This is a genomic window from Streptomyces sp. NPDC031210, from assembly GCF_055570395.1.
On sequence record NZ_JBVIHH010000002.1, the window covers coordinates 442,224 to 467,998 of the forward strand.

Annotated in this window: 18 protein-coding genes; 17 read left to right on the plus strand and 1 reads right to left on the minus strand. The window is 71.9% G+C overall.

Annotated features, from left to right (window positions below):
* The first annotated feature begins 135 nt into the window (after positions 1–135).
* From folC to obgE, 16 genes are all read left to right on the plus strand, one after another.
* Positions 136–1,650 carry a bifunctional tetrahydrofolate synthase/dihydrofolate synthase gene (gene folC, locus ACZ45Z_RS05630; protein WP_468356552.1) on the plus strand — a complete coding sequence of 505 codons (1,515 nt, stop codon included), beginning with the start codon at positions 136–138 and terminating at the stop codon, positions 1,648–1,650.
* A gap of 2 nt (positions 1,651–1,652) precedes the next feature.
* Entirely contained in the window at positions 1,653–2,024 is a 372-nt protein-coding gene (locus tag ACZ45Z_RS05635; protein ID WP_468356555.1) for a DUF4233 domain-containing protein, read from the plus strand.
* Positions 2,025–2,136: 112 nt separating this feature from the next.
* The gene (gene ndk, locus ACZ45Z_RS05640) at positions 2,137–2,550 is read left to right on the plus strand and encodes a nucleoside-diphosphate kinase (RefSeq protein ID WP_468356558.1); all 414 of its coding nucleotides are present in this window, start codon (positions 2,137–2,139) and stop codon (positions 2,548–2,550) included.
* Positions 2,551–2,845: 295 nt separating this feature from the next.
* Positions 2,846–3,865: a rod shape-determining protein gene (locus tag ACZ45Z_RS05645; protein ID WP_003985182.1), complete on the plus strand. Its 1,020-nt coding sequence runs from the start codon at positions 2,846–2,848 to the stop codon at positions 3,863–3,865.
* 260 nt (positions 3,866–4,125) lie between these two features.
* Entirely contained in the window at positions 4,126–5,058 is a 933-nt protein-coding gene (gene mreC, locus ACZ45Z_RS05650; RefSeq protein WP_468356561.1) for a rod shape-determining protein MreC, read from the plus strand.
* A gap of 3 nt (positions 5,059–5,061) precedes the next feature.
* Positions 5,062–5,760, plus strand: coding sequence for a rod shape-determining protein MreD (gene mreD / locus ACZ45Z_RS05655; protein ID WP_468356564.1), 699 nt, complete (start codon positions 5,062–5,064; stop codon positions 5,758–5,760).
* Positions 5,757–7,910, plus strand: coding sequence for a penicillin-binding protein 2 (gene mrdA / locus ACZ45Z_RS05660; RefSeq protein ID WP_468356567.1), 2,154 nt, complete (start codon positions 5,757–5,759; stop codon positions 7,908–7,910). The genes mreD and mrdA overlap by 4 nt, the downstream gene beginning before the upstream one ends.
* Positions 7,907–9,118, plus strand: coding sequence for a rod shape-determining protein RodA (gene rodA, locus ACZ45Z_RS05665; RefSeq protein ID WP_468356570.1), 1,212 nt, complete (start codon positions 7,907–7,909; stop codon positions 9,116–9,118). The genes mrdA and rodA overlap by 4 nt, the downstream gene beginning before the upstream one ends.
* Positions 9,119–9,244: 126 nt before the next feature.
* Positions 9,245–11,173: a CYTH and CHAD domain-containing protein gene (locus tag ACZ45Z_RS05670; protein ID WP_468356573.1), complete on the plus strand. Its 1,929-nt coding sequence runs from the start codon at positions 9,245–9,247 to the stop codon at positions 11,171–11,173.
* Positions 11,174–11,299: 126 nt separating this feature from the next.
* A complete protein-coding gene (locus tag ACZ45Z_RS05675) occupies positions 11,300–13,225 on the plus strand; it encodes a TIGR03960 family B12-binding radical SAM protein (protein ID WP_468356576.1) in 1,926 nt (641 codons plus the stop codon).
* Positions 13,226–13,390: 165 nt separating this feature from the next.
* Positions 13,391–14,593, plus strand: coding sequence for a hypothetical protein (locus ACZ45Z_RS05680; RefSeq protein WP_468356578.1), 1,203 nt, complete (start codon positions 13,391–13,393; stop codon positions 14,591–14,593).
* Between the two features lie 48 nt (positions 14,594–14,641).
* Positions 14,642–15,445 (plus strand): TIGR03936 family radical SAM-associated protein, encoded by an 804-nt coding sequence (locus ACZ45Z_RS05685; protein ID WP_468356581.1) that lies wholly within the window; start codon positions 14,642–14,644, stop codon positions 15,443–15,445.
* Between the two features lie 219 nt (positions 15,446–15,664).
* A complete protein-coding gene (locus ACZ45Z_RS05690; protein ID WP_468356584.1) occupies positions 15,665–19,570 on the plus strand; it encodes an Rne/Rng family ribonuclease in 3,906 nt (1,301 codons plus the stop codon).
* Between the two features lie 235 nt (positions 19,571–19,805).
* Positions 19,806–20,126, plus strand: coding sequence for a 50S ribosomal protein L21 (gene rplU / locus ACZ45Z_RS05695; RefSeq protein WP_052855736.1), 321 nt, complete (start codon positions 19,806–19,808; stop codon positions 20,124–20,126).
* 14 nt (positions 20,127–20,140) lie between these two features.
* Complete coding sequence (gene rpmA / locus ACZ45Z_RS05700) at positions 20,141–20,398, plus strand: 50S ribosomal protein L27 (protein ID WP_009717948.1); 258 nt, start codon at positions 20,141–20,143, stop codon at positions 20,396–20,398.
* 124 nt (positions 20,399–20,522) lie between these two features.
* Entirely contained in the window at positions 20,523–21,959 is a 1,437-nt protein-coding gene (gene obgE, locus ACZ45Z_RS05705; RefSeq protein WP_468356589.1) for a GTPase ObgE, read from the plus strand.
* Between the two features lie 131 nt (positions 21,960–22,090).
* Here the strand turns inward: obgE and ACZ45Z_RS05710 are convergent, their stop codons facing one another.
* Positions 22,091–24,175 (minus strand): hypothetical protein, encoded by a 2,085-nt coding sequence (locus ACZ45Z_RS05710; protein WP_468356592.1) that lies wholly within the window; start codon positions 24,173–24,175, stop codon positions 22,091–22,093.
* Positions 24,176–24,575: 400 nt separating this feature from the next.
* Between ACZ45Z_RS05710 and proB the strand changes: the two genes are divergently transcribed.
* Positions 24,576–25,694, plus strand: a complete 1,119-nt coding sequence (gene proB / locus ACZ45Z_RS05715; RefSeq protein ID WP_468356595.1) for a glutamate 5-kinase — start codon at positions 24,576–24,578, stop codon at positions 25,692–25,694.
* Positions 25,695–25,775: the final 81 nt, after the last annotated feature.

The window sequence follows — 25,775 nt, forward strand, 5'->3', positions numbered from 1 at the left end:
GCAGGTGTTCTTGCGTGGGCGCCCTGCGGTGCCGTGGGAGCGCATGCGGTGCGGTGCCGGGGCCGACGGGGCGTGGCGCCCGTCGCGGGCAGCGCAGCGCGACCGCTGTCACAGGTGCCTCGTAGACTGGTCGGCGTGAGCGAGCGCCCCCAGAACGACGACCCTGACCCGACCGACGCCTTCGACGAACTGGTCGAGGCCGAGACCAGCCGTGACCCCGACCTCGCGGTGATCGAAGCCGGCAGCCGGACCCTGCGCGCGCAGGCCGGCCCGCCTCAGGGGGACGGTGTGCCCACCCGCCCCGCCGACCCGGAGGTCGACCGTGCGCTGCGCGCGGTCGAGGAGGAGCTGGCCGGCCGCTGGGGGGAGACCAAGCTCGACCCGTCGGTGCAGCGCATCGCGGCGCTGCTGGATGTGCTGGGCTCGCCGCAGCGCGCGTATCCCGCCATCCACATCACCGGCACGAACGGCAAGACCAGCACGGCCCGCATGATCGAGTCCCTGCTGTGCGCCTTCGACCTGCGCACCGGCCGCTACACCAGCCCGCATGTGCAGTCCGTCACCGAGCGGATCAGCCTGGACGGCAGCCCGATCTCGGCCGAGCGCTTCATCGAGACCTACCGCGACATCGCTCCGTATGTGGAGATGGTGGACACCCAGCAGCAGTTCCGGCTGTCGTTCTTCGAGGTGCTGACGGCGATGGCGTACGCCGCGTTCGCGGACGCGCCGGTCGACGTCGCGGTCGTCGAGGTCGGGATGGGCGGCACCTGGGACGCGACGAACGTCATCGACGCCGGTGTCGCCGTCGTCACCCCGATCTCGCTCGATCACACCGACCGGCTGGGGGAGACCCCCGAGCAGATCGCCGTCGAGAAGTCCGGGATCATCAAGAAGGACGCCACGGTCGTGCTGGCCCAGCAGCCGGTGGACGCGGCGTCGGTGATGCTCAAGCGCGCCGTCGAGGTGGACGCCACGGTCGCCCGTGAGGGCATGGAATTCGGGGTGCTGGCGCGCGAGGTGGCGGTCGGCGGCCAGATGCTGACGCTGCGCGGACTGGGCGGCGAGTATCCGGAGATCTTCCTGCCGCTCTACGGCGCCCACCAGGCGCACAACGCCGCGGTGGCGCTCGCCGCGGTCGAGGCGTTCTTCGGCGTCGGCTCCGAGCACGCCCGTCCGCTGGACATCGACACCCTGCGCTCGGCGTTCGCGGCGGTCACCTCGCCCGGCCGGATGGAGGTCGTGCGGCGCAGCCCCACGGTCGTGCTGGACGCGGCGCACAACCCGGCGGGGGCGCGGGCGGCGGCCGAGGCGGTCACCGAGGCGTTCGGATTCAGCCGTCTGGTGGGTGTCGTCGGTGCCAGTGCCGACAAGGACGTGCGGGGGCTGCTGGAAGCCTTCGAACCGATCTTCGCCGAGGTCGTGGTGACCAGTAATTCCAGCCATCGGGCGATGGACGCCGATGAGCTGGCGGCCGTCGCGGTGGAGGTCTTCGGCGCCGAGCGGGTCCAGGTCGAGCCGCGGCTGGACGACGCGCTGGAGGTGGCGATCACCCTCGCCGAGGAAGAGGGCGAGTTCTCCGGAGCGGGTGTGCTGGTGACCGGCTCCGTGATCACGGTCGGCGAGGCCCGGCTGCTCTTGGGAAGGAACTGACCATGCGCACCTTGTGTGCGAGCACGCTGATCGGCGAGTTCTTCGTGATCGGTTTCGCCGGACTGGTCGCGATGCAACTGAGCGAGGTGCCGGCGGCCACGGTCTGGACGGTCAGCGGGATCGCGATGCTGTTGTGCGTGCTGCTGTGCGGGATGCTCACCCGGCCGGGCGGCGTCCAGCTCGGCTGGGCCCTGCAGATCGCGCTGATCGCCGCCGGTCTGGTCATTCCGGCGATGTTCTTCCTCGGCGCGGTGTTCGCGGCCCTGTGGTGGGCGTCGGTGCACTTCGGCCGGAAGATCGACGCGGCGAAGGCACAGTGGGCGGCCCAGGCCGAGGCCCAGGCGGACGGCGAGCCGGTGGGCGGCCCGGCCTAGGCCCTGTCGCGGCCCCTCCACGCCGGGCCGGGGGCCTGGCCCGGAGGGGCTGGGGCCCCATGTAGCCTCAGGTCACCCGCTGACCGTCGATTCGTATACAGGGAGTCCCTTCGTGAGCCAGCGCACCCTCGTCCTTCTCAAGCCCGATGCCGTCAAGCGCGGTCTGATCGGCGAGATCATCGGCCGGATCGAGCGGAAGGCCGGCTGGACGATCAGCGCGCTGGAGCTGCGCGGCCTGGACCGCGCGATCCTGGAGCAGCACTACGCCGAGCACGTCGGCCGGGACTTCTACGAGCCGCTGGTCAAGTTCATGTCCTCCGGACCGGTGGTCGCGATGGTCGTCGAGGGTGAGCGGGTGATCGAGGGCGTGCGGGTGCTCGCCGGTCCCACCGACCCGATTACCGCACCGAGTGGGTCCATTCGTGGGGACTTCGGCACGATTACCCGGGAGAATCTGATCCACGCCTCGGATTCCGAAGAGTCCGCCGAGCGCGAGATCAAAATTTTCTTTCCCGGGATTTCCTGACGGATCTTCACCCTCAAACCCCTTGTGACCAGGGGCGACCGATGGAATCATCGGTCGCCCCTTGGCATATGCGCCGTCATCGGGGGAACGCTTCCTCGCGACACGACGTCACCATTAAGGGGGGCGGGTGCGTGGAGAGCCGACAATGGCGGAAGTCCTCCCACTGCGTTCGAGTGGGCGAGACTACGAGACTACGATGGAAGCTTCCGCGCCTTACGGCGCATCACCTCCTGCCGACCTCCAGTAAGCATTCGCTCCAGTTGGGAAGGCCAGACGTATCCTCATGGGGAACAACATGTCGTTCATCGGCCGTGACATGGCTGTCGACCTCGGGACCGCCAACACGCTGGTGTACGTCAGGGGCCGCGGAATCGTCCTCAACGAACCGTCGGTCGTGGCCATCAACACCAACACCGGCGGCATCCTGGCGGTGGGTGCCGAGGCGAAGAAGATGATCGGGCGGACGCCCGGCAACATCGTCGCCGTGCGGCCCCTGAAGGACGGCGTCATCGCCGACTTCGAAATCACCGAGCGGATGCTCCGCTACTTCATCCTCAAGATCCACAAGCGTCGCTATCTGGCGCGCCCCCGCGTGGTGGTCTGCGTTCCCTCCGGCATCACCGGAGTCGAGCGCCGTGCCGTCATCGAGGCGTCGACCCAGGCCGGCGCGCGCCAGGTGCACATCATCGAGGAGCCGATGGCCGCCGCGATCGGCTCCGGTCTGCCGGTCCACGAGGCCACCGGCAACATGGTCGTGGACATCGGCGGCGGCACCACCGAGGTCGCGGTGATCTCGCTCGGCGGCATCGTCACCGCCCAGTCCATCCGGGTCGCCGGTGACGAGCTCGACAACGCGATCATCCAGCACATCAAGAAGGAGTACAGCCTTCTGCTGGGCGAGCGGACCGCCGAGAGCATCAAGATCACCATCGGTTCGGCGTACGACCTGGAGCAGGACGAGCACACCGAGATCCGCGGCCGCGACCTGGTCTCCGGACTGCCCAAGACCGTCGTCATCTCCGCTGCCGAGGTCCGCAAGGCCATCGAGGAGCCGGTCAACTCCATCGTCGACGCGGTCAAGACGACCCTCGACAAGTGCCCGCCGGAGCTGTCCGGTGACGTCATGGACCGCGGCATCGTGCTCACCGGTGGCGGCGCCCTGCTGCGCGGCCTGGACGAGCGGCTGCGCCGCGAGACCGGCATGCCCATCCACATCGCCGAGGACCCGCTCGACTCCGTCGCGCTCGGCTCCGGCAAGTGCGTCGAGGAATTCGAGGCCCTCCAGCAGGTCCTCGACTCCCAGCCGCGCAGGTAGCAAGCCCCCGGCCCCCGGCCCGTCCCGCGGACGTCATACGGCGTTCGCGGGGGGCGGGGAGCATCCGGCTCACGGCCGGAACGCTTTCGGCCGAGCCGATGAGACATCGCTGATATACAGGCACAACACTTCGACAACCCCGGCGCCCTGACATCTTGTCACCCGGCGTCGCACACACAGGCACAACGCTCAACTCCCGAACGAGACCGGCGAGGGCCCGCAGCCGGCCGGTCCTACGAGGAAGGACACGGCCGCCGCACGTGAGGGACACACGAGAGAGCCGGCTGCTACTGGTGCTGCTGGTAGCGATCGCGTTCGCGCTGATCACGGTGGATATCCGCGGCGGCGAGCAGTCCCCGCTGGACGGTGCCAGGCAGGCCGCCGCCTCCGCCTTCGGCCCGGTCGAGCACGGCGTCGCCCGCGTCGTCGACCCGGTCGGCAACGCCGTCGGCGCGGTCCGCGACTCCGGCGAGCGGCACACCCGCATCAGCGCCCTGGAGCTGGAGAACGCCGCGCTCAAGGCCAAGCTCGGGTCCTCCGACCGCAACCGCAGCCGGGCCGCCGAACTGGACAAGATCCTCAAGACCGCGGGCACCGGCCAGTACGGCATCAAGGGCGCCCAGGTCATCGCCATCGGAGCCGCCCAGGGCTTCTCCTGGACCGTCACCATCGACGCCGGCAGCCGCGACGGCATCGCCCGCGACATGACCGTCCTCAACGGCGACGGGCTGGTCGGCCGGGTCACCACCGTCGGCGCGGACACCGCCACCGTGCTGTTGGCCAACGACCCCGACTTCACCGTCGGCACCCGCATGGAGAAGACCAACGAGATCGGCTTCGCCAACGGTCAGGGCGGCCGCTCGCTGCGCGTCCAACTGCTCAACGGCCGGGCCGCCGTCAACAAGGGCGACCGCCTGGTCACCTTCGGCTCCAGCGCCGACAAGCCGTTCGTGCCCGGCGTGCCGGTCGGCCAGATCGTCAAGGTGGAGCCGTCCACCGGTGACCTGACCCGCACCCTCCAGGTCCGGCCCTACGTCGCCTTCTCGCAGCTCGACATCGTCGGCGTCGTCGTCCAGCCGCCCCGCGAGGATCCGCGTGACACCGTCCTGCCGCCCAAGCCGGCCAAGCCCAAGCCGGCGCCGACGGTCACCGTCACGGCCACCCCGACCGCGAGCGCCCCTCCCAGGAGCTGACCGATGCGCATCAACCGGATCCTGCTCGCCACCCCCCTGGTGGTCGTCGCCCTGGTCATCCAGGTCAGTGTCCTGGCCCGCCTCCAACTGCCGGGCGCCGTACCGGACCTGCTGCTGCTGGTCGTGCTCGGCCTCGCGATGGTCTACGGCCACGTCGGCGGCGCGCTGGTCGGCTTCGGCGCCGGCCTGGTCGCCGACCTCGCCCCGCCCTCCGACCACGCCATCGGCCGCTACGCCCTCGTCCTGTGCGTCATCGGCTACGCCGCCGGCCTGACCCGCCCCGACAACGGCCGGCACCGCTCCGCGACCCTCTCCCTGATGGTCGTCACCGGCGCCGCCATCGGCTCCACGCTGCTCTACGCCGGCGTCGGCGCGCTCGTCGGCGACACCGCCGCCCGGCATGTCGGCGTCGCCGGACTGCTGCTGAGTGCCACCCTCTACGACCTGCTGCTCGCCCCCTTCGTCGTCCCGCTCGTCCTGGCGCTGGCCCGCAGAACCGAACACGATCCGCTCTCCGGTGACGGCCAGAGCGGTATGTCCGGCGGCCGCGAGGCCGCCTACGGCTGGCTCAGCACCAGTACCGGCCTCAAGAGCAGCCGCGGCCTCATGAAAGCGGCCCGGATCGGCGGCCAGCGCGGCGGACTGATGGGCAAGTCCGCCCGCGGCAAGGAAGCACGCGTCAAGGGGGTCAAGCGGCTGTGAGCAACATTCCCGAGACGGGCCGCACCTCCCGCGTCAAGGTCCGCCTCATCGCCATCCAGATCCTCGTCTTCTCGCTGCTGCTCACCCTCGGCGGCCGGCTGTGGTTCCTCCAGATCCGCAATGGCCAGGAGTACGCCAACGAAGCCAAGAGCAACCACGTCCAGCAGGTCATCGAGCCCGCCACCCGCGGCTCCATCCTCGACGCGCGCGGCGTGCCGCTGGCCGACAACCAGACCCGACTCGTCGTCTCCGCCAGCCGCACCGAGCTGCTGAAGATGAAGGACGACGGCAAGGCCGTGCTCGGCCGGCTCTCCAAGGTGCTGAAGATGTCCGAGAAGGACATCCGCAACAAGACCCGGCTCTGCGACGCCAAGACCCCGCAGCCCTGCTGGAACGGATCGCCCTACCAGCCCATCCCGATCACGGACGAGGCCACCACCCAGCAGGCCCTCCAGATCCGGGAGCGGTCCGAGGACTTCCCCGGCATCAGCGCCGAGCCCACCGCCGTCCGCCGCTACGCCGCCCCCGGCAGCGCCCACACCGCCCAGGTCCTGGGCTACCTCTCGCCGGTCACCGACGAGGAGATCACCAAGGCCAAGGACAGCCGCTCGCCGCTGCTGCGCTCCGACCAGATCGGCCGGTCCGGGCTGGAGCGTACGTACGACAGCGATCTGCGCGGCAAGGCGGCCGTCACCCGCTACGAGGTCGACAACCTCGGCCGGGTCATCGGCCAGACCAAGAGCGAGAAGGGCCGGCCCGGCTCCAGCGTCGTCACCAGCATCGACGCCCGCGTGCAGGCCATAGCGGAAAAAGAGCTGGACCAGGCCATGAAGGACGCCCGCAAGGAAATCGACCGCAACACCAACCGCCCCTACGAGGCGGACGCGGGCGCGGTCGTGGTGATGGAGGCGAAGACGGGGCGCGTGGTGGCGATGGCCTCCAACCCCGACTACGACCCCAACGCCTGGGTCGGCGGCATCGACGCCAAGGACTACCGGCGGCTCACCAGCAAGCAGTCCAACTACCCGCTGCTCAACCGGGCCATCCAGGCGCAGGCGGCCCCCGGCTCGATCTTCAAGGTCGTACCGACGGCCGCCGCGGTCAACGCCGGCTACGACTTCAACGGCAGCTACCCCTGCGGCGCCTCGTACAGCATCGGCGGCCAGGTCTTCAAGAACTTCGAATCCAGGGGCTACGGCGCCATCAGCCTGGGCCGCGCGCTGGAGGTCTCCTGCGACACCGTCTTCTACAAGCTCTCGCACGACGAGTGGAAGAAGGACGGCGGGGACAAGCCGAAGAAGGACGCCAACGACTGGTTCTACAAGACCGCCCACCAGTTCGGACTCGGCGCGGAGACCGGCATCGACCTGCCCAACGAGGTCCGCGGCCGGGTCCCGGACCGCGACTGGAAGAAGAGGTTCTGGAAGGCCAACAAGGCCGGCTGGTGCGAGCAGGCCAAGGCGTACCCGAAGAAGAAGGACTACCAGACGCTGCTCGCCCACGAAGGCTGCGTCGAAGGCATGAAGCTGCACGCCTACGACTCCGTCAACTACGCCATCGGCCAGGGTGACACCCTCGTCACCCCCATCCAGATGGCGACGATCTACGCCGCGATCAGCAACGGCGGCACGCTCTACAACCCGAGCGTCGGCAAGGCCGTCATCAGCCCCGACGGCAAGCACATCCGGCAGATCAAGCCCACGCCGCACGGCCAACTGCCGGTCTCGCGGCAGACCCTCGCGCAGATGGACAGCGCCCTGGCCGGTGTCGCCACCCGCGGCACCGCGGCCTGGCGGTTCACCGGCTGGCCGCAGGACAAGATCCCGATGCACGCCAAGACCGGTACCGCGGAGGTCTACGGCAAGCAGACCACGTCATGGTTCGCGACCTACACAAAGGACTACGCGATCCTCATGACGATCTCCCAGGGCGGTACGGGCTCCGGCGCCTCGGGCCCCGCCGTACGCAAGATCTACAACGCCCTCTACGGCGTCAACGACAAGGGAGAGATCAACCCCAAGGCCGCGCTGCTCCCGCGTCCGCAGCCCACCCTTCCCAAGATCGAGTCCGACGGCACCATCCAGGCCCAGCCCATCAAGCCGGTGGCGGCCACGCCCCCGCCGGCCCCGGCGGGGAGGCGAGAACAGTGACCAGCCCCACCTCCCGGACGTTCTCCATCCGGCGCTACACCCCCGAGCTCGGCACCTGGGCCAAGATCACCGCGCGTGACTCGGTGGTCCGCAAGCTCGACTGGGTCCTGCTGCTGGCCTGCGTGGCGCTGTCGCTCATCGGCTCGGTGCTGGTCTTCTCCGCCACCCGCAACCGCACCGAGCTCAACCACGACGACGAGTACTTCTTCTTCCTGCACCACCTGCTGAACACCGGCATCGGGCTGGCGCTGGCCGCCGGCACGATCTGGCTGGGCCACCGCACGCTGCGCGGCGCGGTCCCCATCCTCTACGGCCTGTCGGTCGTCCTCGCCCTGCTGGTGCTGACGCCGCTGGGCGCGACCATCAACGGCTCCCGCTCCTGGCTGGCGATCCCGGGCGGCTTCTCGCTCCAGCCCGCCGAGTTCGCGAAGATCACCATCACGCTCGGCATGGCGATGATCCTGGCCGCCCGGGTCGACGCCGGTGACCGCCCGCACCCGGACCACCGCACCGTCGTCCAGGCGCTCGCCATGGCCGCCGTCCCGGTGGCCATCATCATGCTGATGCCCGACCTCGGTTCGGTCATGGTGCTGGGCGCCATCATCCTCGGCGTGCTGCTGTCCTCCGGGGCGTCCAACCGCTGGATCATCGGCCTGCTGGGCACCGGCGTCATCTGCTGTCTCACCGTCTGGCAGCTCGGCCTGCTCGACGACTACCAGATCGCCCGCTTCGCGGCGTTCGCCAATCCGAGCCTCGACCCGGCGGGCGTCGGCTACAACACCAACCAGGCGCGCATCGCCATCGGCGGCGGCGGTCTGACCGGCTCCGGGCTCTTCCAGGGCAGCCAGACCACCGGCCAGTTCGTCCCCGAGCAGCAGACGGACTTCATCTTTACCGTCGCCGGTGAGGAGCTGGGCTTCCTCGGCGCGGGCCTGATCATCGTGCTGATCGGCGTGATCCTGTGGCGCGCCTGCCGGATCGCCCGGGAGACCACCGAGCTGTACGGCACGGTCGTGGCCGCCGGCATCATCGCCTGGTTCGCCTTCCAGGCGTTCGAGAACATCGGGATGACGCTGGGCATCATGCCCGTCACGGGCCTGCCGCTGCCGTTCGTCTCCTACGGCGGTACGTCCATGTTCGCCGTGTGGATCGCCATCGGGTTGCTCCAGTCGATCCGGGTGCAGCGGCCGGTGTCCGCGTCCCGCTGAGTGCGCCGCACGGCCGGGGGCGGCGCCTCGGAGGCGCCGCCCGGTCGTTGTAGCGCCGCGGACGGCGCGATCCGGGGAGCCGCAGGTCGGTGGCCGCCGGTGTGGGCCGATGACTAGATTCGACGCATGGCGGACACCGTGCGGGAAGTCGAGCGGAAATACGAGGCCACCGGCGAGACGCGGCTGCCCGACCTGACCGTTGTCGACGGGGTCGCGGCCGTGGTGGACCAGGGCGTCACCGACCTCGACGCCACCTACTACGACACCGCCGACCAGCGCCTCGCCGCGGACGGCATCACACTGCGCCGGCGCACCGGCGGCCACGACGCCGGTTGGCACCTGAAGCTGCCGGTCGCGCCGGGCGTGCGGGACGAGGTGCGGGCGCCGCTGTCCGACACGCCGCCCCCGGAGCTGACCGCGCTCGTCCGCTCGCGGGTGCGCGGCCGCGAGCTGGCTCCCGTCGTACGGCTGCGGACGCGGCGTACCGTGCGGCTGCTCCAGGACGCGGAGGGCGCGCCGCTGGCCGAGGTCGCGGTCGACGCGGTGCGGGCGGAGCGGGCCGGTCCGGCGAGCGGGGCGGCTGGGGCCGTGGGGGGCGAGGCGGGCGCCGCTGTCGGGGACGCTGATGACGCCGAGGGGGACGCCGGCCACGCCGGGGGTGGGGGGCAGGCCAGGGGCGTTCGGGGTGCCGAGGCGTCGGCGGGACCGGGGGACGCCCGGCGCGAGGCCCGGTGGCACGAGATCGAGGTGGAGCTGACGGGCGCCGGAGAGGGCGGTGCCGGGCTGCTGGACGCCATCGGCCATGCGCTGGCAGCGGCCGGCGTGCGCCCTGCCCGGGCCGCGTCGAAACTGGCGCGGGCGCTGGCGGAGACCGCGCCTGAAGGCCCGCCGGACGCGACCGGCGGCCCGGTCCGGCTCGACAAGCGGGCAGGCGTCCGGCTCGACAAACCGGGAGACACGGCAGCGGCCACCGCATCCGGCACGGCACCGGCCACCACATCCGCCCCCCTGGCCACCGCACCGGCCACCGCCGGCGACCTGGTGCTGCGCCACCTCCGTACCCAGGTCCGCACGCTCGTCGAACTGGACCCGGCCGTACGGCGCGGCCTGCCCGACTCCGTCCACCGGATGGGGGTCGCCACCCGCCGCCTGCGTGCCGCGTTCCGCTCCTGCGCGAAGGTCCTCGACCCCACGGCCACCGCTCGCCTCGACGGCGAACTGCAGTGGCTGGCCGACGCGTTGGGCGCCGACCGCGACTGGAGGGTGCTCGCCGCGCGGCTGGCCGCCGGGCTGGCGGAGCTGCCCGGGGCGCTGCGCATGGGCCCGGTGGACGCGCGGCTGCGCCTGTGGTCCCGGCGGTGCGGCCTCGCCGCACGCCAGGAGCTGCTCGACGCCCTGGATGGTGCGCGCTTTCTCGCGTTGCTGGACGCCCTGGACGCGCTCCTGGCCGAGCCGCCCCTGAAGCGGGCCGCCGCCAGGCCCGCGCCCGAAGTGCTGGCCAAGGTCGTGCTGGCGGAGTACGCGCGGCTGGCCCGCCGCGTCACGGCGGCGCTGGACACCCCCGCCGGGCCCGCGCGGGACGCGGCCCTGCACCGCGCCCTGAAGGCGGCCGAGCGGGCGCGGTACGCGGCGGAGACGGCGCGCCCGGCGCTCGGCCGCCCGGCGAGGAAGTTCGCGCGACGGATCGAGCGGGTGCGGCGGCTGCTGGACGATCACCACGACGGCGTGCTGGCGCGCGAGGCGCTGCGTGAGCTGGCGGCCCAGGCACAGAGCGCCGGGGAGGGCGGCTTCGCGTTCGGGCTGCTGTACGGGCGGGAGGAGGCCCGCGCCGCCGATCTGGAACGGAAACTGGCGGCGCGCTGGAAGAAGGCGTCCCGCCGCAGGCACCGCGCCGCCTTGCGCAAGACGGCGCGACTCAAGACGGCGCGACGCACGACGCCACAACGCACGACGCCACCACGCAAGGCAGCGCGCCGCGAGACCGGCGACACGGCGCGCCAGGGGCCCCATCGCCGGCCCTGGTACGCGCTGCGCCGGGCGTCCTCCCGCCGCTAGCGAACGACGCTGCCGCCATGCCCGGCGGGCGGTCACCCACGGCCGCCCGCTCCGTTTCGTCAAGGCCGCCTCCCGAACACGTTAGGCTTGAGGGTCACCCCTGCCCGCTGATGAAAGATCACCACGATGCCTGTCGAGTCGGTCTTCCCGCGCCTGGAGGCCCTCCTCCCGCATGTTCAGAAGCCGATTCAATACGTCGGCGGAGAACTGAACTCCACGGTCAAGGACTGGGACGCCTGCGATGTCCGCTGGTCCCTGATGTACCCCGACGCGTATGAGGTCGGCCTGCCCAACCAGGGCGTCATGATCCTTTACGAGGTCCTCAACGAGCGCGAGGGCGTGCTGGCCGAGCGCACGTACAGCGTCTGGCCGGACCTCGAAGCGCTGATGCGCGAGCACGACGTGCCGCAGTTCACCGTCGACGGGCACCGCCCCGTCGGCGCCTTCGACGTGCTCGGCGTCTCCTTCTCCACCGAGCTCGGCTACACCAACCTCCTGACCGCCCTGGACCTCGCCGGCATCCCGATCGAGTCCAAGGACCGTACGGAGGACCACCCGCTGATCCTCGCGGGCGGCCACGCGGCGTTCAACCCGGAGCCGATCGCCGACTTCCTGGACTGCGCCGTCGTCGGTGACGGCGAGCAGGCGGTGCTGGAGATCACCGAGATCATCCGCGCCTGGAAGGCCGAGGGCCGGCCCGGCGGCCGCGACGAGCTGCTGTTCCGCCTCGCGAAGACCGGCAGCGTGTACGTCCCCAAGTTCTACGACGTCGAGTATCTGGCCGACGGGCGGATCTCCCGCGTCGTGCCCAACCGCTCCGGCGTTCCGTGGCGCGTCTCCAAGCACACCGTCATGGACCTCGACGAGTGGCCCTACCCCAAGAAGCCGCTCGTCCCCCTGGCCGAGACCGTCCACGAGCGGATGTCGGTCGAGATCTTCCGTGGCTGCACCCGCGGCTGCCGTTTCTGCCAGGCCGGCATGATCACGCGTCCCGTGCGGGAGCGAAGCATCACCGGCATCGGCGACATGGTGGAGAAGGGGCTCAAGGCCACGGGATTCGAGGAGGTCGGCCTGTTGTCGCTGTCCTCCGCGGACCACACCGAGATCGGCGACATCGCGAAGGGGCTCGCCGACCGGTACGAGGAAGACAAGATCGGTCTGTCGCTGCCGTCGACCCGTGTCGACGCCTTCAACATCGATCTTGCCAACGAGCTGACGCGCAACGGCCGTCGCTCCGGTCTCACCTTCGCGCCCGAGGGCGGCAGTGAGCGGATCCGCAAGGTCATCAACAAGATGGTCTCGGAAGAGGACCTGATCAGGACCGTCTCCACCGCCTACGGCAATGGCTGGCGGCAGGTGAAGCTGTACTTCATGTGCGGCCTGCCGACCGAGACCGACGAGGACGTCCTCCAGATCGGCGACATGGCGGTCAAGGTCATCGCCGAGGGCCGCAAGGTCTCCGGGCAGAACGACATCCGCTGCACCGTCTCCATCGGCGGCTTCGTCCCCAAGCCGCACACCCCCTTCCAGTGGGCGCCGCAGCTCTCCGCCGAGGAGACCGACGCCCGCCTGGAGAAGCTGCGGGACAAGATCCGCGGCGACAAGAAGTACGGCCGCTCCATCGGTTTCCGCTACCACGACGGCAAGCCGGGCATCGTCGAGGGCCTCCTCTCGCGCGGCGACCGCCGCATCGGCTCGGTCATCCGCGCCGTCTACGAAGGCGGCGGCCGCTTCGACGGCTGGCGCGAGCACTTCAGCTACGACCGCTGGATGAAGGCCGCCGAGGAAACGCTGCCCGCGTACGGCGTGGACGTGGCCTGGTACACCACGCGTGAGCGCACCTACGAAGAGGTCCTGCCCTGGGACCACCTGGACTCCGGCCTCGACAAGGACTGGCTCTGGGAGGACTGGCAGGACGCCCTCGACGAGACCGAGGTCGAGGACTGCCGCTGGACCCCGTGCTTCGACTGTGGCGTCTGCCCGCAGATGGACACCGAGATCCAGATCGGCCCGACGGGCAAGAAGCTGCTGCCCCTGACCGTCGTCAAGTAGCGCACCGCGCACGCCCTTTCGGCCCGGCCACCGCACCCCGCGGGGCCGGGCCGAGGCGTGTCCGCGGACAATGGGACCGCCGGACACGAACGGGGCGGGCGCCGGGTGAGGCGAGTCGGCCCGGCCGGCGCAGGAGCGTTTCCGCACCACTGGGGGGAAGAACAGATGGAGCCCACCGACCGGCGTGAGCCGCCCGTCCGCTACGAGCCGGCCGAGGGCTGTCTGACCACCATGATCCGGCTACCGGTGCGGATCGTGGTGCTGGTGCTCGTGGTGCCCTTGCGGGTGGTCTGGGACGTCCTCGTCGCCTGCGCCAAGGCCGTGGACCGGACGGTGCTGCGCCCCTTCGGCCGCGGCCTGTCCTGGCTGTGGCGCACGCTCGTCGTCACACCAGTGGTGTGGAGCTGGCGCACGCTCGTCGTCACACCAGTGGTGTGGAGCTGGCGCACGCTCGTCGTCACACCAGTGGTGTGGAGCTGGCGCACGCTCGTCGTCGCCCCGCTGGCGTGGTCCTGGCGCGTTCTCGTCGTCGCCCCGTTGGTGTGGGTTTACCGCAGCGTGTTGACGCCGATCGGGCGTGGACTGGCGTGGTTGGCGCGTGGTTTGGGTGTCGGGTTGGTGTGGTTGGCGCGGGCGTTGTTCGTGTGGCCGTGGGTGGCGTTGTGGCGGTTCGTGGTGGTGCCGGTGGGGTGTGCGGTGGCCGCGGCGGTGGTGTGGTTGGTGCGGTATCTCGTGGTGGTGCCGGCGGCGTGGTTGTACGCGTCCGTGCTGGCGCCGATCGGGCGGGCGATCGTCTGGCTGGCGCGCGGTCTCGGGGCGGGCGTCACCGCGCTCGTGCGGTGGCTGGTGATCGTGCCGGTCGTCGCCGTGTGGCGCTATGTGCTCCAGCCGGTGGGCCGGGCGCTGGCCGCCGTGGTGACCGTCGTCGTCCGCGAGGTCGGGGACGCGCTGGGGCACTGCTGGCGGGCCGCCGGATTCCTCTCCCGGGCCCTCGGCCGGTTCCTCGCCCGACTGCTGCGGTGGATCTTCGTCGAACCGTTCCGCTGGGCCTACCGCCACGTCCTCATCCCCCTCGGGCACGGCATCCGCTGGGCCTACCGCCACGTCCTCGCACCCCTGGGGCGCGGCATCCGCGACGGCGTCTGGCGCCCGGTACGGCAGGCCCTGGGCGACGCCGGCCGGGCCACCCGGCAGGCCCTGCGCACGGCCCGCGAGACCGCGCGGCAGACCCGCCGGGACATCCGGCACGCCCTCTTCGGCGCCCCCGCGGAGCCGGAGCGGGCCCTGCCGGTGCCGCCCCACCGGGAACCGGCCGCGCCCCGGGCACGTACTCTTGGTAGCAGTACGACCGCACTCACGAAGGACTGAGCGACACTGGGCAAGCGACAGCCCGAAGGCCCGCCGCCCGCACCGGCGGTGCAGCGCATCCGACTGCGCTACACCAAGCGCGGCCGCCTCCGGTTCACCAGCCACCGCGACTTCCAGCGCGCTTTCGAGCGGGCGCTGCGCCGCGCCGAGGTCCCCATGGCCTATTCGGCGGGCTTCACCCCGCACCCCAAGGTGTCGTACGCCAACGCCGCCCCCACGGGCACCGGCAGCGAGGCCGAGTATCTGGAGATCGCGCTCACCGAGCGCCGCGATCCGGAAAAGCTCAGGGAACTGCTGGACGAGTCGCTGCCGGCGGGGCTCGACGTGATCGACGCCGTCGAGGCGCACACCAGCGGACTCGCCGACCGGTTGCAGGCCTCGGTGTGGGAGATGCGGCTCGACGGGGTGGCGGCCGAGGAGGCCGCGCGCGCCGTCGAGGCGTTCCTCGCCGCCGAAGAGGTGCAGGTCGAGCGCCGTACGAAAAACGGCATGCGGGCCTTCGACGCGCGCCAGGCGGTGGCCCGGCTGGAGGCGGCCGAGGGCGTGGACGATAGGCCCGACGGCAAAGCCTGTGCGATACTGCGGCTGGTTGTTCGGCATCTGACACCTGCCGTTCGACCCGACGACGTCCTGTCCGGCCTCCGAGCTACGGCCGACCTGGCGCCGCCGGTCCCCGCTGCGGTGACCAGGCTGGCGCAGGGGCTGCTCGATGAGGAGACCGGCGCGGTGACTGACCCGCTAGCGCCCGACCGCGACGCTGCCACGGCCGCCCCACCCACGGCCGCCGGGCTGAGTGCCGCGAAGGCGCCGAGTGGGGCCTCCCCGGCAGTTTCCGGGGAAGGTACTGCGTAGGACCGCCGTCGTCGCGTCGCCGATCAGCCAGGGAGCCACCCCGGTCCGGCAGACGCACTGACCAGGAGACTTTCGCCGGTCCCCGACCTACGGGCCCGGCGAGCGAGACGACAGCTCCCGTGCGGCGCCCAGGCCCCGGACAGCGGAACCGCGCACATCACGCGGACCGCGACCGGAAGCAGGCCCGGCGCCCGGGAGCGTGACGGGAGAACCGCCCGCATGCTCGAACCAATTGAGCCCACCGAATCCACGCGCTCCACGGATCGTGGTGCCGACGACAACAACTCACCCGGCGACACCCTGCCGCCGCGCCGCAGGCGCCGAGCGGCTTCCCGGCCGGCCGGCCCGCCGGTGGCCGGCGACGCGGCGCCCGCCGTGGTGACCGCCGAGCCCGCCGCGTCCACGCCGCAGCCGGCCGCCGCCGAGGACAGCACCGCCACGGCGGTCACCACCGGCGACGACGCCAAGCCCGCCCGCACCCGCCGGCGCGCGACCCGCAAGGTCACCGCACCGGCCGGTTCGCCGCAGACCGACGCCGCCGAGCCGGCCGAGGCCGTGGCAGCCGCTCCGGCCGCCGCCCCCCAGGCCGCCGCCGAGGCCCCGCAGGCGGAGGACGAGGCCCCGCGTGGCCGCACCCGCCGCCGCGCGACCCGCAAGGTCACCGCCCCGGCCGGGTCCCCGCAGACCGACACCGCCCCCATGGAGACGCCCGCTGCCGCCGAGGCGCCCGAGCCGAGCGCCGAGCCCGTCGAGCAGGCCGCTCCGGCCGCCGCCACGGAGGACGACGCACGGCCCGCCCGCAGCCGCCGCCGCGCCACCCGTAAGGTCACCGCCCCGGCCGGCGCTCCGCAGAGCGCCGTCGAGGAGAGCGCCGCCGTGGTCGTCGAGACCGCCGCCGCGCCGGCCGAGAGCGCCGCTCCGACCGCCGCCGACACGGTCGCCGAGGCGCCCGCGGAAGACGCCAGGCCGACTCGTTCCCGCCGTCGCGCCACCCGCAAGACCACCGCTCCCGCCGGTGCGCCGCAGGCCGCCGAGGAAGCCGCTCCGGCTCCGGCAGCCGCCCCCGCAGAGGAGCCTGCGGAGGCCCCCGCCGTCGAGGCCGAGGCCCCCAAGCGCCGTACCCGCCGCCGTGGCGAGCGGGTCGCGGAGCCGGCCGCCGAGCAGCCCCGCGCCGCCGAGCAGGCCCGCGCCGAGGAGGAGCCCGCACCGGAGGCGCCGGTGCGCGGCCGCCGCCGGGCGCAGCGCCCGCCGACCGCCGTCTTCCAGGCGCCGGTCTTCACCGAGCCGATGTTCCAGACCCCCGAGAGCGCGGCCGCTGCCGCCGCCGCGGCCCTCCAGACCGAGGAGGAGCCCGAGGCCGAGGCCGAGGCCGAGCAGCTCCCCGAGGAGCAGCCCGCCGCCCCGCGCCGCCGTCGTCGTCGCGGTGCGCAGGCCGAGCCGGAGCCGGTCGCCGTGCCCGCCGAGGAGGCGGAGGCCGAGGAGCCGGCCGAGGCCGAGGAAGAGACCGAGCAGGGCGAGTACGGGCCGGGCGAGGACGAGTCCGGTGACCGTCCCTCGCGCCGTCGCCGCCGTGGTGGCCGTCGCCGCCGGCGCGGTGAGTCCGCCGACGCCGACGAGCAGCCCGCCGAGGGCCGGGGCGCCGGGACGCGGGCCGCCGCCGAGGCGGACACCGAGGCCGAGGAGGCCGAAGAGGCCGACGAGCGGGCCGCCGACCAGGACCAGGACGCCGAGGCCGACGAGCAGGGCGGCGGCTCCAGCAGCAGCCGCCGGCGCCGTCGCCGCCGCCGTCGCAGCGGTGACGCGGGCGAGGCCGAGGCGAACAACGGCGACGACCCCGAGCGCACGGTCGTCAAGGTCCGCGAGCCCCGCAAGAAGGACGAGAGCACCAGCGCCGACGAGGTCCAGTCGATCAAGGGCTCGACGCGCCTGGAGGCGAAGAAGCAGCGTCGCCGCGAGGGCCGTGAGCAGGGCCGCCGTCGGGTGCCGATCATCACCGAGGCGGAGTTCCTCGCGCGCCGCGAGGCCGTCGACCGGGTGATGGTCGTGCGCCAGAGCGGGGAGCGCACCCAGATCGGCGTCCTTGAGGACAACGTGCTCGTGGAGCACTACGTCAACAAGGAGCAGGCGACGTCGTACGTCGGCAACGTCTACCTCGGCAAGGTGCAGAACGTCCTGCCGTCGATGGAGGCCGCCTTCGTCGACATCGGCAAGGGCCGCAACGCCGTCCTGTACGCCGGTGAGGTCAACTTCGAGGCGCTGGGCATGGCCAACGGCCCCCGGCGCATCGAGACCGCGCTGAAGTCCGGCCAGTCCGTGCTGGTGCAGGTCACCAAGGACCCGATCGGCCACAAGGGCGCCCGGCTCACCAGCCAGGTCTCGCTCCCCGGCCGCTACCTCGTCTACGTGCCCGAGGGCTCGATGACGGGTATCAGCCGCAAGCTCCCGGACACCGAGCGGGCGCGTCTGAAGCAGATCCTCAAGAAGATCGTCCCCGAGGACGCGGGCGTCATCGTGCGTACCGCCGCGGAGGGCGCGAGCGAGGACGAGCTGGCGCGTGACGTCCTGCGGCTCCAGGGGCAGTGGGAAGAGATCCAGAAGAAGGCCAAGAGCGGCGGCAGCTCGAACGCGCCGACGCTGCTCTACGGCGAGCCGGACATGACCGTCCGGGTCGTCCGAGACATCTTCAACGAGGACTTCTCCAAGGTCATCGTCAGCGGTGACGACGCCTGGGAGACCATCCACGGCTATGTCGCGCACGTCGCGCCGGACCTCACCGACCGTCTGCAGAAGTGGACTTCGGACGTCGACGTCTTCGCGACGTACCGCATCGACGAGCAGCTCATGAAGGCGCTGGACCGCAAGGTCTGGCTGCCCAGCGGCGGTTCGCTGGTGATCGACAAGACCGAAGCGATGATCGTGATCGACGTCAACACCGGGAAGTTCACCGGTCAGGGCGGCAATCTCGAGGAGACCGTCACCAGGAACAACCTGGAGGCGGCCGAGGAGATCGTGCGCCAGCTCCGGCTGCGCGACCTCGGCGGCATCGTCGTCATCGACTTCATCGACATGGTGCTGGAGTCCAACCGGGACCTGGTGCTGCGGCGGATGCTGGAGTGCCTGGGCCGCGACCGTACGAAGCACCAGGTGGCCGAGGTCACCTCGCTGGGCCTGGTGCAGATGACGCGGAAGCGGGTCGGCCAGGGTCTGCTGGAGTCCTTCTCCGAGCCGTGTGTGCACTGCAACGGCCGCGGCGTCATCGTCCACATGGACCAGCCGACCTCGGTCGGCGGTGGCGGCAAGCGCAAGAAGAAGGGCAAGGCCGGCAACGGCGCGCAGCCCGAGGTCGAGCACGTCCACGAGGCAGAGGTCACGGCGGAGGAAGCCGCGCCGGAGCTGGAGCCCGCTCCGGTGACGGAGGCCGAGCTGCAGCCCGCGGTGGCGGACGCCGACGAGTGGTTCAGCAGCCCCGCGGAGGCCGAGGCCGCCGCAGGCCGCGGCCGTGGCCGCCGCCGGGTGAGCCGGAAGGTGTCCGCCCCGGCGGGCGCCCCCAAGGCCGCCGCCGAGGCCGCCGCCATCGTGGTGCCGAGCGAGCCCGTGCCGGCGCCCGTCGCCGAGCCGGAGCCCGCCGCGCAGCCGGTCGCCGAGGCGCCGGCCGCGGAGCCCGCGCCGGCCCGTCCGCGCCGCCGGGCGACCCGTAAGGCGACCGCTCCGGCGGGCTCGCCGCAGGTCTCCGATGCCGCCGCCGAGGCGACCGTGGTGGTCCCGGCGCCGGTGACGGAGCCCGTCATCGAGCCGGCCGCCGAGGCAGTCGCGGAGCCCGTCGAGGCAGCCGAGCCCGAGGCCGCCGAAGCCGGCGAGCCCGAGGGTGCGGAGGCGGCGCCGGCGAAGAAGACGGCGAAGAAGGCCACGACCCGTAAGGCGGCGGCCAAGAAGACCGCCGCGAAGACGACGACGGCCAAGAAGACGGCGGCGAAGAAGACCACCGCCAAGAAGGCCGTGACGAAGAAGACCGCCACGAAGACCGCCGCCAAGACGACGAAGAAGGCGACGGCCAAGAAGACCGCCGCCGCCGAGCAGCAGGCTGTGTCTTCGGTCTCTTCGGTGTCGGCCTCCGCGGAGGACTGAGCACCACCCGGCACCACAAGCCGTGCCCCGGGCCGTCAGCGGTCCGGGGCCGGTTTGACCCCCTGGTCAAGGCCCCGTAACCTTGACCGTCGGTGTCTGTGACACCAAACCCCTGAGCAAACACCTCTCGGTCCGCCGAGAGAGGCCGCTCGTCCACTCGGATTCCACGGGCGTTTCCCAACCCGTGTGAGCGGCTGGCATCAGAGGATCCGTTCCTAGCGAAAGAGAGTTCCGCGTGTACGCGATCGTGCGCACCGGCGGGCGCCAGCAGAAGGTTGCTGTCGGCGACGTCATCGAGGTTGACCGCATTTCCACCAGCAAGGTCGGCGACACCGTCGAGCTCTCGACGCTGCTGGTCGTTGACGGCGACTCGGTCACCAGCGACCCGTGGGTCCTGGCCGGCGTGAAGGTCCAGACCGAGGTCGTCGACCACCACAAGGGCGACAAGATCCGGATCCAGAAGTACAAGAACAAGACCGGTTACAAGAAGCGGATCGGCCACCGCCAGCTCCACACGGCGCTGAAGATCACCGGCATCGACGCTCCGGCGAAGTAAGGGACTGAGGAGACATGGCACACAAGAAGGGCGCATCGTCCACTCGGAACGGTCGCGACTCCAATGCTCAGCGGCTCGGCGTGAAGCGCTTCGGCGGTCAGGCCGTCAACGCCGGTGAGATCCTGGTCCGCCAGCGCGGCACCCACTTCCACCCGGGCACGGGCGTCGGCCGCGGCGGCGACGACACCCTGTTCGCCCTGGCCGCGGGCGCCGTGCAGTTCGGCACCCACCGTGGTCGCAAGGTTGTGAACATCGTCCCGGTCGCCGAGTAATCACGGCACGGACGTAGGCAGCACCACTCCAGGGGCGGACCGCCTTTCTCGCGAGAGCGGGAAGGCCGGTCCGCCCTTGGCGTGTTAGTACAGAGACATTCCCGCAGTTACTGGAGGACCCACCATGACCACCTTCGTGGACCGCGTCGAGCTGCACGTCGCCGCGGGTAGCGGAGGCCACGGCTGCGCCTCCGTTCACCGGGAGAAGTTCAAGCCCCTCGGGGGCCCGGACGGCGGCAACGGCGGCCGTGGCGGCGATGTGATCCTGGTCGTCGACCAGGACGTCACCACGCTCATCGACTACCACCACCACCCCCACCGCAGGGCCACCAACGGCCAGCCGGGCGCGGGCGACAACCGCGAGGGCAAGAACGGCAACGACCTGGTCCTGCCGGTGCCCGACGGCACGGTCGTCTTCGACCGCAACGGCGAGGTACTGGCCGACATGGTCGGCCAGGGAACCACCTTCATCGCCGGCCAGGGCGGCCGCGGCGGCCTCGGCAACGCCGCGCTGTCCTCGGCCCGCCGCAAGGCCCCCGGCTTCGCGCTGCTCGGCGAGCCCGGTGAGGCCCGCGACATCGTGCTGGAGCTCAAGACCGTCGCGGACGTCGCGCTGGTCGGCTACCCCAGCGCCGGAAAGTCGTCGCTGATCTCCGTGCTCTCCGCGGCCAAGCCGAAGATCGCCGACTACCCCTTCACGACCCTGGTGCCCAACCTGGGCGTGGTGACGGCCGGTTCGACCGTCTACACCGTCGCCGACGTACCGGGCCTGATCCCGGGCGCCAGCCAGGGCAAGGGCCTGGGCCTGGAGTTCCTGCGGCACGTCGAGCGCTGCGAGGTGCTCGTCCACGTCCTGGACACCGCCACGCTGGAGTCCGACCGTGACCCGGTCTCCGACCTGGACGTCATCGAGGCGGAGCTCGCCCAGTACGGCGGCTTGGACAACCGGCCGCGGGTCGTCGTCCTGAACAAGGTCGACATCCCGGACGGCAAGGACCTCGCCGAGATGATCCGCCCCGACCTGGAAGCGCGCGGCTACCGCGTCTTCGAGGTCTCCGCCGTCGCGCACCTGGGCCTGAAGGAGCTGTCCTTCGCGCTCGCGGACATCGTCGCCAAGGCGCGCGCCGCCAAGCCCGTGCAGGAGGCCACCCGCATCGTGATCCGTCCGAAGGCCGTGGACGACGCGGGCTTCACGGTCACGGAGGAGGGCGACCACTTCTACCGCGTGCGCGGCGAGAAGCCCGAGCGCTGGGTCCGCCAGACCGACTTCAGCAACGACGAGGCCGTCGGCTACCTGGCGGACCGCCTCAGCCGCCTCGGCGTCGAGGCCGCGCTGATGAAGGCGGGCGCCCGCGCCATGGACGGCGTGGCGATCGGCCCCGAGGACAACGCCGTGGTCTTCGACTGGGAGCCCACGATGGCGGCCGGCGCGGAGATGCTGGGCCGGCGTGGCGAGGACCACCGTCTGGAGGCGCCCCGTCCGGCCGCCCAGCGCCGCCGGGACCGCGACGCGGAGCGGGACGAGGCGGACGAGGAGTACGAGGGCTTCAAGCCCTTCTAGGGGCGGCCCGGCCAGGACGGCCGGTCACCCCGCACCGGTTGACGGGGAAGGCCCCCGGGAGGATCTCCTCCCGGGGGCCTTCCCCGTCTCGGTGCGCCGCGCGGCCGAAGCCGTGGGCGCCCGTCTGCGGCCTAGACGGCGGCCGGGGCGTCCGATGCGCCGTCGGACTCCCGTTCGGCGCTCTCGTCGGCGTCCATGCCCTCCTGCGAGCGCTGCCCGGGGATGCCGGCCAGGCGGGTCTCCATCCGGAGGCGGCGTTCGTCGGCCTTGGCGGCCAGGTCGAGCGCGGCCTGGTTGAAGCGGACCGGCGACGGCGGGTCCGAGGGGCCCAGCAGGTGCTCCTTGAGCTCGGCCCGCTCCGCCGCAAGGGTGTCCTTCTCCGGGTTGCGGACCGCGTCGAGCAGGCCGGGCACCTCCTCCGCCCCGGGCGTGAGGATCGTCGCCGCCCGGACGGTCGGGAAGTTCGCCCGGAAGTCGTCCTCGCTCATGCCGGAGGTGTTGGCGACCGCGTACGGCTTCTCGCTGGTCAGGTAGTCCGAGACGACGCTGGAGACGTCGCTGATCAGCACGTCGGCCTCGTTGAAGCAGGAGAAGATGCCGGGCCGGGCGGTGGTGATGACGCGGTGCTCCCACTCGGGGAAGGAGTTCCAGTACGCCTCCTCCCACGCGGTGACGGCGGCCGCCACGGCGGCGGCGCGGCCCTCCTCCGGGGTGCCCTGCAGCCGCATCCGCTCCAGCTCGTCGGCGCTCTTGCGGAAGGCCGAGGTCGTCAGCCGGTCCAGCTCCTCGGTACGGGTGACAAGCTCGGCCGCGGCCTCGGGGCCGGGCATCGCGCCGCCGCGCAGGGCGTTGGCCTCGGCGATCATGGCCTGGATGCGGCTGTTGGCGGCGCCCGCGCGCGGGTCGACCGAACCGGTCATCGGGTGCGGCTTGTACAGCAGCCGCACCTTGTCGTCGGCGAGCAGCGCCCGGACGATGTTCTCGCCCGCCAGGATCACCGAGGTGTTGCCCGGGTTGCCGTCCCAGCCCTCCCAGGTCGGGGCGTACAGCACGGTGGTGTGGCCCACGGGCGCGCCCTCGTACGGGCGGATCGGGGCGAGCTGGGGACGGCCGACCTCGACGACGTCCTTGTCCTCGACGCCGATGTCGGCGAGCTGGTAGCGGTCCCGGGCCGCGGGGCCGGCCACCCACACCTCGTCGTACGCCTTGGCGTAGGGGTTGCAGGAGGACAGCTTGTCGCTCTCACCGTGGTTGGTGAAGGCGTGCTTGATGGACGGGATGCGCAGGATCTGCGAGGTCTTGCCGGAGTTCGCCGGGTGCAGCAGCACCTTGAGCGTGGTGTGCTCCAGCCGCATCAGGTGGGCGACCTTGGGGATGCAGATGATCGGGATGTCGGTGGCCTCGATCTTCTGCACCATGAAGCGCTCGCGCAGCACGATGATCGGCTTGCCGTCCAGGCCGGCGAGGGTCCCCAGCCACATGTTGGCCTGGTAGGCGGAGGAGGCGCCGCCGGAGAAGTACATGCCGACGGTGGGCTGGTAGTCGGCCAGCCAGGCGTCCAGCCACTCCAGTGCCCGCTGCTCGCCGACGACCCGCTTCTTGGGCAGCAGCCAGGTGGCCAGGTACACGGCGCCGCCGGTGGACAGGAGCAGGGACACGACCAGGCCGATGCCGCCCCAGGCGGCGTCGGTGGTGATCGCGGTGAGCATCATGCCCGCGGTGGTCGGCACCGAGAAGCGCAGCAGCCGCCGGCCGGTCTGGCGGGAGAGGATGCGCGGCGGGGCGTCCGACAGGCGCAGCGCGGACGCGTCGATGTTGCGCGTCACGAACGGCAGGGAACGGGTCCTGCGGACCAGCACCGCGACGGCCTGGCACACGAAGTGCGTGCCGTAGAAGAGCAGCAGCGTGATGGTGAGCGGCGCCTGCTCGTTCAGGGGGTTGATGCCGTCGATGTGCAGCAGGCCGACCAGTATCAGCATGTCGCGCAGCAACTGGCGGACGGTGACGTCGAACCGGATCCGGCCGAGCACCGAGAGCAGGCCGGGCTGCTTGTGCTGGAGGATCAGGTCGAGGCCGAGGTTGACCACGGACGCGGCGATGAACAGCGGGATGACGGGCAGCAGCGCACCGACGAGCTGGGCGGTGAACGCGACCATCATCGCGAGAAGTGCCGCGAGCTGTACGACTCGGCGGGGGGCGATTCCGGCGGAAGGCACGGGGGAGGGCTCCTGGCAGCAAGAAGGTCAGGGGGGAGGCCGTGGGGGGCGGCCGGGTCCCGCGCTGCGACGCCGCCGGAGCGGCGAAACGGGACCGATGGACACCCGACCGTATGACCTTGTTGGCCTCGGTGACAATCTGCTGTGGCTCTCATCACCGCGAAAGCGGATCAATCGAACGCAACCTCTTGGCGGCCCGCGACATCTTAAGAAAATCCCAGGAGGCCCGGGCCGCGTGGCGGAGGGGCGCGCGCCGGTCGGCGCGGTGACGGGTGCGCGGTGTCCGGCGGGGCGTCCGCCAGGCGATATCCCGGCGCGCGCGCAAGCCGGCCTGCCGTAGATTGCGGCGTAGGGGCCCGTACGGATTGTCCGTGCGGCAGCGGAACACAGGGGTACGCAGGTGGCAGGCGCAAGGCAGGACGTGGCTCAGGCCCGCAGGATCGTGGTGAAGGTCGGTTCGTCCTCACTGACCACGGCCGCCGGGGGACTGGACGCGGACCGCGTCGACGCGCTGGTGGATGTGCTGGCCAAGCACCAGGACAAGGAGATCGTGCTGGTCTCCTCCGGCGCGATCGCCGCCGGACTCGCCCCGCTGGGGCTGGCGAAGCGCCCGCGCGACCTGGCCAGGCAGCAGGCCGCCGCCAGCGTCGGCCAGGGCCTGCTGGTCGCCCGCTACACCGCCTCCTTCGCCCGCTACGGCCGCCGCGTCGGCCAGGTCCTGCTGACCTCCGACGACACCAGCCGCCGGGCCCACTACCGCAACGCCTACCGCACGCTGGACCAGCTCCTGGCCATGGGCGCGGTGCCGATCGTGAACGAGAACGACACCGTCGCCACGGACGAGATCCGCTTCGGCGACAACGACCGCCTGGCCGCGCTGGTCGCCCATCTCGTCCGCGCCGACCTGCTGGTCCTGCTCTCCGACGTGGACGGCCTCTACGACGGCGATCCGGCCACCCCCGGCACCTCCCGGATAGCGGAGGTCAGCGGCCCCAAGGACCTGGAGGGCATCTCCATCGGCAGCGCCGGCAAGGCCGGGGTCGGCACCGGCGGCATGGTCACCAAGGTGGAGGCGGCCCGGATCGCCGCCGCGGCCGGCATCCCCGTCGTCCTGACCTCCGCCGTGCACGCCGCCGACGCGCTGGCCGGCGGTCCGACCGGCACCCACTTCCTGCGCACCGGCCGGCGCTCCGCCGACCGGCTGCTGTGGCTCGCGCACGCCTCCACCCCGCGCGGCGCGCTCGTCCTGGACGACGGCGCGGTGCGGGCGGTCGTCGAGCGGCGCTCCTCCCTGCTGCCGGCCGGCATCGCCTCCGTAGAGGGCGACTTCTCCGCCGGTGATCCGGTGGAGCTGCGCGACGGCGGCGGCCGGGCCGTCGCCCGCGGTGTCGTCAACTTCGATGCCCGGGAAATCCCCCGTTTGATAGGGCGTTCGACGCGGGATCTGGCGCGCGAACTGGGCCCGGCCTACGAGCGCGAGGTCATCCACCGCGACGACCTGGTCCTGCTGCACCACTGAGCGGGACCCGGGCGCGGCCAGGAGTCCGGCCCCTGTCCGGCGCGCGCCGGAACGGCCCGGTGGCGGGAAAACACCGTGCGG